The sequence below is a fragment of the Roseateles sp. genome (genome assembly GCF_049240545.1).
Lineage (GTDB): Bacteria > Pseudomonadota > Gammaproteobacteria > Burkholderiales > Burkholderiaceae_C > Paucibacter_A.
In genome coordinates this window covers 60,354-69,618 of the sequence record NZ_JBMLSK010000387.1, presented here as the reverse complement: position 1 = coordinate 69,618, position 9,265 = coordinate 60,354, and the positions used below count along the sequence as shown (strand labels likewise).

Genomic DNA, 9,265 nt, shown 5'->3' with positions numbered 1-9,265 from the left:
CATCGCAGAAGCGCACAAAGCGCGCGGCCTTGATGGAGCTCTTGATGTCCAGGCAGCCGGCCAAGACCAAGGGCTGGTTGGCCACGATGCCGACCGTTTGGCCTTCCATGCGGGCAAAGCCGGTCAGGATGTTCTTCGCGTACTCAGGCTGCAGCTCAAAGAAGTCGCCATCGTCGACCGTCTTGAGGATCAGCTCCCTCATGTCATAGGGCTTGTTCGGATTCTCCGGCACCAGGGTGTCGAGCGAATGGTCGAGGCGATTGCCCGGGTCACCGCTGGGCCGGGTGGGCGCCTTCTCGCGGTTGTTCAGCGGCAGGTAGTTGAAGAAGCGGCGCAGCATCAGAATCGCCTCGACATCGTTCTCGAAGCTCAGGTCGGCCACACCGCTCTTGCTGGTGTGGGTGCCGGCGCCGCCCAACTCCTCGGCGGTCACTTCCTCATGCGTGACGGTTTTCACCACTTCTGGCCCGGTCACGAACATATAGCTCGAGTCCTTGACCATGAAGATGAAGTCGGTCATGGCGGGCGAGTAGACCGCGCCACCGGCGCAGGGGCCCATGATCATGCTGATCTGCGGGATCACGCCCGAGGCCAACACATTCTTCTGGAACACATCGGCATAACCGCCAAGGGACGCCACGCCCTCCTGGATGCGGGCGCCACCCGAATCATTCAGGCCGATCACGGGCGCGCCGACCTTCATGGCCTGGTCCATCACCTTGCAAATCTTCTCGGCATGCGACTCGCTCAGCGCGCCACCAAAGACGGTGAAGTCCTGGCTGAAGCTGAAGGCCAGGCGGCCGTTGATCATGCCGTAGCCGGTGACGACGCCGTCGCCGGGGATCTTGTTGTCCTGCATGCCGAAGTCGACACAGCGGTGCTCAACGAACATATCCCATTCTTCGAAAGTGCCTTCGTCGAACAAGAGCTCCAGCCGTTCGCGCGCGGTCAGCTTGCCCTTGGCGTGCTGGGCGGCGATGCGTTTTTCGCCGCCGCCCAAGCGCGCCAAGGCACGCATTTCCTCAAGCCTTTGTTGGATGTCATGCATCACCGTCTCCAATGAAATGTTCGGAACCAGATTGATTGAATTTTGTCAGCAGATCGCGCGCCGCCGCCGAGGCCGGCAAGCGCCCTTGGCGAACCTGCTCGGCCACCTCGGCCAGCACCGCCTTGACGGCCGGCGCCTGCGCAAACTGTTGGCGCAGGCCGGCGTGAATGCGTTCCCACATCCAGTCCAGCGCCTGCGCCTGACGCTTGGCCTCGCGCCGCCCATCGCGCGCTTGCTCGGCCTGAAACTGTTCGACCGCGGCCCAAAACGCGTCCAGCCCAGACGCTTTGAGCGCACTGACCTGCAAGACCTTTGGGTGGCTGGCCTGCTGGCCGGCATGACCATAGTGGCGCAGGCTGGAGGCAATCTGAGCCTGGGCGCGCGTGGCAGCGGCCCAGTCCAGATCGGCCTTGTTGATGACGACCAGATCGGCCAGCTCCATCACGCCCTTTTTGATCGCCTGCAAATCGTCTCCGGCATTGGGCAGCTGCAGCAGCACATACATATCCGTCATGCCGGCCACGGCGGTTTCGCTCTGGCCTACGCCCACAGTCTCGACGATGACCACATCAAAACCCGCAGCCTCACAGACCAGCATCGCCTCGCGCGTTTTCTCGGCCACACCGCCCAGCGTGCCGCTGCTGGGGCTGGGGCGGATGTAGGCGCGCTCATCCATCGAGAGCCGCTCCATGCGGGTCTTGTCGCCAAGGATAGAGCCGCCCGAGACGCTGCTGCTCGGGTCCACCGCCAGCACCGCCACGCGGTGACCGCGCTCAATCAGAAACAGGCCCAGCGCTTCGATGAAGGTGCTTTTGCCGACGCCGGGCACGCCGGACAGCCCGAGCCTGAAGGCCCGGCCGGTGTGCGGCAGCAACTCGGTCAGCAAGGCATCGGCCTGGGCGCGATGGTCGGCGCGGGACGATTCGAGCAAGGTGATGGCCTTAGCCATCGCGCGCCGCTGCATGGGGCCAGGGCCGGACAAAAGTGCGGGCGCCAGACTCATGGGCGCGACGCCTCAAGGGCAGAATCACCAGCAGGCTCGCTGGCCACGCCGGTCCACACCGGTTCGACGCCGGCCTGCACCACCGCCAGTTGCGCGTCTTCGCCGGGCCGGGGAACGCGCCAGCGATAGTCGATATCGAACTCGCTTTCGCCCGTCTGCGCAAAGCCATGGCGCCGGTAAAAGCGGTTGGCATCACTGAGTTTGAGGGCCGAGAGGGTCACGTCTTGCCCGGCTGCGCGGGCTCGGTCCTTGACCCAACTGATCGCCCAGGCGCCAACACGCTGCCCTTGCTGAGCGGGGCGCAGGTAAAGATGGTCGAGGCGCAAGCAGTCGCCATCAGGCCGCAGGGTCAGAAAGCCGATGCGTTCACCATCGCGGCAGATGTGCTGCATGAACTCGGGCGCGAAACCGGCGCGAAAACGCTCGCGGCCGCGTTGCAGATCAAAACGGCCGAGCCGCTCCAGGCTGTCGCGCAGCGCCTCCATACGCAGCGCCAACATGGCCTCGAAGTCTTCGTCTCGTACGGCTTGAAGGCTGAAACCGTTCATCGTCGCGCTCAGGCTGCGGGCGACTGCAGACTCAAGCGGATCTGCTCCAGCACATCCTTGGCGCTGGCCGGGATGGGCGTGCCGGGGCCGTAGATGCCCTTGACGCCGGCCTCGTAGAGCATGTCGTAGTCCTGCGCCGGGATCACGCCGCCGACGAAGACGATGATGTCGTCGGCCCCTTGTGCCTTCAGCGCGGCGATGATGGCCGGCACCAGGGTCTTGTGACCGGCGGCCAGGGTCGAGATGCCGACCGCGTGCACATCGTTTTCGATCGCCTGACGGGCGCATTCCTCGGGGGTCTGGAACAGCGGACCGATGTCCACATCGAAGCCCAGGTCGGCATAGGCCGTGGCCACCACCTTGGCGCCGCGGTCGTGGCCGTCCTGGCCCAGCTTGGCCACCATGACGCGCGGACGGCGGCCCTGCTCCTCGGCAAAGGCCGAGATTTCTTCTTGCAGCTTGGCCCAGCCCTCGGCCGAGTCATAAGCCGCAGCATAGACGCCGGTGACTTTTTGCGTGTCGGCACGGTGGCGGCCGTAGACGGCCTCGAGCGCATCGCTGATCTCGCCGACGGTGGCGCGCAGGCGCACGGCCTGGATGCTCAGGTCCAGCAGATTGCCCTGGCCGGACTTGGCGGCTTCGGTCAGGGCATTGAGCGCGGCCTGTACGGCGGCGCTGTCGCGGCTGGCCTTGATGGATTTGAGCCGCTCAATCTGGCCGTCACGCACGCGGACGTTGTCGACATCGAGGATCTCGATCTTGTCTTCCTTGGCCAGCTTGTATTTGTTGACGCCGACGATGACATCGCGGCCCGAGTCGATGGCCGCCTGCTTCTCGGCCGCGCTGGCCTCGATCTTGAGCTTGGCCCAGCCGCTGTCCACGGCCTTGGTCATGCCGCCCATGGCCTCGACTTCTTCGATGATGGCCCAAGCCTTCTCGGCCATGTCCTGGGTCAAAGATTCCATCATGTAGCTGCCGGCCCAGGGGTCGATCACGCTGGTGATGTGGGTCTCTTCCTGGATGATGAGCTGGGTGTTGCGGGCAATGCGGGCGCTGAACTCGGTGGGCAGGGCAATCGCCTCGTCCAGCGAGTTGGTGTGCAGGCTTTGCGTGCCGCCGAAGACCGCGGCCATGGCCTCGATGGTGGTGCGCACGACGTTGTTGTAGGGGTCTTGCTCGGTCAGACTCCAGCCCGAGGTCTGGCTGTGCGTGCGCAGCATCAGGCTCTTGGGGTTCTTGGCCTCGAAGCCCTTCATGATCCGGCACCAGAGCAGGCGCGCGGCCCGCATCTTGGCGATCTCCAGATAGAAGTTCATGCCCACGGCCCAGAAGAAGGACAGGCGGGGCGCAAAGTCATCGACATCCAGGCCCTTGGCCAGGGCGGTCTTCACATACTCCTTACCGTCGGCCAGGGTGAAGGCCAGCTCCAGCGCCTGGTTGGCGCCTGCTTCCTGCATGTGGTAGCCCGAGATCGAGATCGAGTTGAACTTGGGCATCTTCTGCGCCGTGTACTCGATGATGTCGCCGATGATCTTCATCGAGGGCTCGGGCGGGTAGATATAGGTGTTGCGGACCATGAACTCCTTGAGGATGTCGTTCTGGATGGTGCCGCTGAGCTTGTCCTGCGAAACGCCCTGTTCTTCCGCCGCCACCACATAGCCCGCCAACACCGGCAGCACGGCGCCGTTCATGGTCATGGAGACGGAGACCTTGTCGAGCGGGATCTCGTTGAAGAGGATCTTCATATCCTCGACCGAGTCGATCGCCACGCCGGCCTTGCCGACATCACCGGTCACCCGCGGATGGTCGCTGTCGTAACCGCGGTGTGTGGCCAGATCGAATGCGACTGACACGCCCTGCCCGCCGGCCGCCAAGGCCTTGCGGTAGAAGGCATTGCTTTCCTCGGCGGTGGAGAAGCCCGCGTACTGGCGAATCGTCCAGGGCCGCACGGCATACATGGTGGCCTGCGGGCCGCGCAGAAAGGGTTCGAAGCCGGGCAAGGTGTCGGCATAGGGCAGGCCCGCCGAATCGGCCGCGGTGTAGAGCGGCTTGACCGTCAGGCCTTCGGGCGTGTGCCAGTTCAGGGCCGAGACATCGCCCCCGGGGGCGGACTTGGCGGCGGCTTTTTCCCACTGCGCCAGCGTGGCTTGCGGGAATTCGAACGCTTGCTTCTTGGATTCAGACATCTCTTGGCTCCTGCGGACGCTGCATCATAGCGCGACCATCATTCATAATTATAAATTCAGAATTGACGCTACACTGACGGCAGATTGCCATGAACGCCGACGCCAAAACCCGCACGCTCGCCCCTCGCGCCCTTTATCAAGAAGTGGCCGAGCATTTGCGCCAGCAGATTTTTGGCCGCCAGCTGGAGCCCGGTGCCTGGATCGATGAGTTGAAGCTCTGCGCCGAGTTAGGCATCAGCCGCACGCCGATGCGCGAGGCACTGAAAGTGCTGGCCGTTGAAGGCTTGGTGACCATGAAGCTGCGCCGCGGCGCCTATGTCACCGAGATGAGCGAGCGCGATGTGCGCGAGGCTTATCAGTTGCTGGCTCTACTGGAAAGCGACGCGGCTGCACAGATCGCGCAAAGCGCCAGCGACGAAGCCTTGGCCGAGTTGCAAGCACTGCATGCGGATTTAGAGCGTCAGGTCGAGGACCGGGACGCATTTTTTGCGGCCAATGAGCGTTTTCATTTGCGCCTCTTAGAAATCGAGGGCAATCGCTGGCGCCAGCAGATCGTCACCGATCTGCGTCGGGTGATGAAGCTGAACCGCCATCATTCCTTGTTCAAGCAAGGGCGGCTACAAAGCTCCTTGCTTGAGCATCGACAACTAATGCAAGCCCTGCTGGCGCGCCGCCATGCCGAGGCCAGTCAGCTGATGCGCGATCATTTTGACAATGGCTTGGCCGCCGCCAGCCAAACCCGCTGATCGGCTCTGGCCGTATTGAGGCCTTAGGCCGCCACCGCCCGAACCACGTATTGCAAAGGCAAGGCATCGCGCACCGCGCCTTCAGGGTCGCGCCCCATCGCGCGAGCCATATGGCGAATGGCCTCCAACATCGGCTCTCTTTGCGGCTCATTGAAGATGCGCGGCACACCGGCTTCCACCCGCAGACCCGCCGATTGGAACAGCTCGAACAACGTGATGCGGGTGAACCAGCGCAGGTGAGTCCGGTCCAGCAAACCATCAGCCTCATAACGGAAGTCGCCCACGGCCAAGCGCCCTTGCACGCTCCAATGTTGAGCATTCGGAATGCTGGCCACCACGCAGCCGCCGGGTGGCAGCACCTTGCGGATTTGAGTGAGCACGCGCCAGGGGTCGCGAAGATGTTCGAGTACATCGCCGAAGATCCAGCAGTCTCGGTCGGCAAAGTCGCGGAACAAGCTCTCGTCGGCGCTCTCGATGTCGAGATTGAGCACTTCATTGCAATGCGCGCGGGCGATCTGCGCGGCTTTGGGATCGAGCTCCAAGCCCATCACATGCACATCCGGGCGCTGCAGCTTCAGCGCATGAGCCAAGGCCCCGGTGCTGCAGCCAACCTCCAGAATGCGCCGCGCCGTAGCCGGAATCAGCGGCAACAGGTCTGGGTTGTAGCCCGTCGGCACCTCGGCCTTGGCTTGCTGGATCTGCTGCTGCGCCCGCTGTTGAGCCTCAGCCATCCACTCTTCCAGGTGGTAGCCCTGGGTGGCGGTCACCGTGCCGCGACCGATGTGGTCCAAGTAGAGCTTACGGGTATCGGGCGTCACATCATTGAGCGTCCAGTCCACATGGCGCAGCAGATGCGACTTGCCCGCGTCATGCAAAGCCAGCATGGCGGAGAACATCGGCGCGCCATGTTTGATGGGCAGAGGCCACTGTTTCATGACGTCGATATTGCACAGCATGCAAGGCGGGTGCATATAAGGCACCGCGCCATAGGCATAAGGAATGTCAAAACCCTCACGATTGACATAGGCCACCCCGCCCACACCATAGTCCTGCGGCTGCAAACGGCCCAGCAAGTCCTCGATGAAACCGGGCTTCAAGACGACGATATCGCTGTCCAAGAACAAGGCACGCGGGCCGAGATCGAGCTTTTCAATCGCCCAGGCCATGCCCGGGCCATGGTGAATATTGAAACCTTGCGCATGCAGGCTGACTCCCTCGAACTCGCTCAATGCAAGCCGAATCTCCGGCAGGTGTACGGCATCAGAGCCGTCGACCACATGGACGGGGTTCTTGTAAAAACGGCGAAAGGAGCTGAGCAGATTACGCAGCAGCTCGGCGCTGTTGTAAGACACCACCACCACCGGCAGGCTTTGGGCTTCGTCAGGCACAGATTGCATGGTGGACACTCTCAAAAATGGGTCAATGACACGGGAGGGCTGGGCGAATTCAAAACTTGTGGCTGCGCAAGAACTGCTCCCACAACCCCAAAAAGGCGCCTTCGGCTTGCGGCTCCCCCGTCACCAGCCCCGCAAGCACGGGGATGAAGGGGGCAACATCAGCCTCTTGCGAGTAGCGTTCAATCAAGGCGTTGTGCAGCCCGCTAAAGCCTTGGCGGGCACTCTCGGGACTGAGCTGCCCGAGGCGCACCGCCCCCAAGCTCAGGGCCGCATAAGCCAGATGCGCGGCCTTCATATGCTTGCCCATCATCTGCGCCGAATGCCCCTCGCCGCCCGCCCGGAAGGCGCCGAGACGATCCTGGATATACGCCACCGGGCCAATCAAGCTGGCCGCCAAGAAGGCGCCAAGATCCCACAGCCCCTCGTAGGAAACGCCGGCGAACTGCGGGTCGAACAAGAGGCCCGCCGCCTCCTTGCGCATCACACAGTTGGAAAACTCGCCCAGCCAATTGGTGCAATCGGGCAGCGTCGATGAAAACAACAGAGACGCCTCCAAACGCACGATCCGGTCATTCGACAACCACACCGGTTTGGGGATGGGCATGCCCTCCACCGGCTGCCCGCGTTCGTTGCTGCACCAGCGCGCGCTGATGCTGCAAGGGCTTGGGCAGCTGGCGTGTGCCATCAAGTGGCGCATGTAGAAGTCGGGATAGATGATGTCGTCGTCCAGCAGCAGATGCACCAACTCGGTGGCCCCATCCCACAGACGAAGCAGATTCTTGAAGTTCTCATAGGCCCCGGCACGTGGGCCCGTATGGATCTCTATCTGCAGCTTTCGCCGGGCTAACTCCAACTGAGGTGAATTGAGCAAGGCCGTGAATGAACCGTCAGGGCTGTCATCTGAAACGATGACCCGCTGAGGCTTGATCGTTTGCGTCATCAGCCCCATCAAAAGCTCAACGATGTACTTGGTCTTGTAGGCGGGGATCAGAGTGGTAACTTGCATGGCGAGTGTGCCCAACAGGCTTGACGCCGGTGCTTCGCATTACATCGACAAGCCGTCAAACGCCAAGCGAGCAAAAGCACACGGAAGCGCTGTCTTTTCAATTCAATGATGAGGTACGAGATCCCTACCATCCGCACACAAGATTGTTAGTGTGTTGCGCGACCGGGTTTCCCCGTTTTCCAACGTCTACAAGCTCGAGCCCCAGCCCCCCCCTTTTTGGGGATAAGGATGAGCGCAGCATGACAACTAAAGATCACCTTCGGCATGCCGAAGTTCACACTCATCGCCCCAGCTTCTTTGTCCCAAGTGGCAAAGCTGCTGGTTCCACTGCAGATTACGGATTTTTGTTGAGCGTGGAGGTCTCCGAAGCTTTGGAGTCCACCAAGCCCTCTCGAGTTTTCACAACCGAGTGCAACGATCAGGCGCTCGTCTGAACAGCATCCTGATGACACCTGGCCAAAACAGCCACGCCCAACTGAGGTAACGCACCATGTCTTCGATCATCAAAAGCCTTTCCAGCGAACAAATTGCAGGCCTCTCAACGGCCGTTTTGCGCTTGCTGAAATCAGAAGATTGGGCGGCCTTCACGTCCGACCAACTGAAGTCGCTGACCACTGATCAGGCCGCAAGCCTGTCGAGTCAGGCAATCAAATTTTTGAGTTCGGAGCAGATTGGCTTCTTCGAAACCCAAGACTTTGCAAGGCTCAGCACCGCCGCGGTGCAATCCTTGAGCGCAAATCAAGTCAAAGCGATGAGCAGTGAGCAGGCGCAGGCCCTGACCACCACGCAGATCCGGGTTTTTGCCACCGAGCAAATGGCAGCCCTAGGCACTGAAGACCTGCGGGCCATGGGCACCGAGATCTTCGCTGTCATCAGCTCGCGTCAACTGGGCGCGCTGGGCTCGGAGCAAGTCGCCAAGATTGAAACAGAAGACGTGGCGAAGCTGAGCACTGCGGCCCTGCGCGGCTTGGCTTCCGAAAGCATTGGCTTCCTCGGCACAGAGCAGGTCAATGCCCTCGGCACGGCGCAGATCCAGTCCCTGGGCACCCAACAGCTCCGAGGCCTGAGCACCGAGCAGATGGCCAAGATGGAGAGTGACGACCTGCGCGCACTCACCACCGGACAACTGCGCTCGCTGGGCACCGAACAGCTCAACGCCCTGACCACGGAGCAAATTCAAGACCTGACCACCACCCAGATCCAGTCCCTCACCACCACCCAGCTGGATGGCATGGAGACGGCGGACCTGAAGGCCCTGAGCACCGAACAGGCCCGCGCCCTGACCTCGGCACAGCTGTCCGTGCTCGGCTCCGAGCAGCTCAAGGCGCTGG

At 62.1% G+C, this 9,265-nt stretch carries 7 protein-coding genes and 1 pseudogene; 2 read left to right on the top strand and 6 right to left on the bottom strand.

Annotated features, from left to right (window positions below; genetic code table 11):
* The 4 genes from ACOVRJ_RS23470 to scpA all read right to left on the bottom strand — a co-directional run.
* A partial coding sequence (locus tag ACOVRJ_RS23470) for an acyl-CoA carboxylase subunit beta (protein WP_422046241.1) occupies window positions 1-1,048 on the bottom strand: 1,048 nt, incomplete at its 3' end.
* Window positions 1,041-2,051, bottom strand: a complete 1,011-nt coding sequence (gene meaB, locus ACOVRJ_RS23465; protein ID WP_422046240.1) for a methylmalonyl Co-A mutase-associated GTPase MeaB — start codon at window positions 2,049-2,051, stop codon at window positions 1,041-1,043. The genes ACOVRJ_RS23470 and meaB, both read right to left, overlap by 8 nt.
* The gene (locus ACOVRJ_RS23460) at window positions 2,048-2,599 is read right to left on the bottom strand and encodes a GNAT family N-acetyltransferase (protein WP_422046239.1); all 552 of its coding nucleotides are present in this window, start codon (window positions 2,597-2,599) and stop codon (window positions 2,048-2,050) included. Before ACOVRJ_RS23460 ends, meaB begins: the two co-directional genes overlap by 4 nt.
* Before the next feature lie 8 nt (window positions 2,600-2,607).
* Entirely contained in the window at window positions 2,608-4,785 is a 2,178-nt protein-coding gene (gene scpA / locus ACOVRJ_RS23455) for a methylmalonyl-CoA mutase (protein WP_422046238.1), read from the bottom strand.
* A gap of 89 nt (window positions 4,786-4,874) precedes the next feature.
* Here scpA and ACOVRJ_RS23450 point away from each other — a divergent pair, with 89 nt between their 5' ends.
* Window positions 4,875-5,531, top strand: a complete 657-nt coding sequence (locus ACOVRJ_RS23450) for a GntR family transcriptional regulator (protein ID WP_422046237.1) — start codon at window positions 4,875-4,877, stop codon at window positions 5,529-5,531.
* A 23-nt stretch (window positions 5,532-5,554) separates the two neighbouring features.
* Here ACOVRJ_RS23450 and ACOVRJ_RS23445 read toward each other — a convergent pair whose 3' ends face one another.
* Both ACOVRJ_RS23445 and ACOVRJ_RS23440 read right to left on the bottom strand, forming a co-directional pair.
* A complete protein-coding gene (locus tag ACOVRJ_RS23445; RefSeq protein ID WP_422046236.1) occupies window positions 5,555-6,928 on the bottom strand; it encodes a methyltransferase domain-containing protein in 1,374 nt (457 codons plus the stop codon).
* A gap of 49 nt (window positions 6,929-6,977) precedes the next feature.
* The gene (locus tag ACOVRJ_RS23440) at window positions 6,978-7,934 is read right to left on the bottom strand and encodes a hypothetical protein (protein WP_422046235.1); all 957 of its coding nucleotides are present in this window, start codon (window positions 7,932-7,934) and stop codon (window positions 6,978-6,980) included.
* A gap of 490 nt (window positions 7,935-8,424) precedes the next feature.
* On the opposite strand from ACOVRJ_RS23440, the pseudogene ACOVRJ_RS23435 reads away from it, so the two are divergent.
* Window positions 8,425-9,265 (top strand): annotated as a pseudogene (locus ACOVRJ_RS23435) (hypothetical protein); the annotation flags it as partial.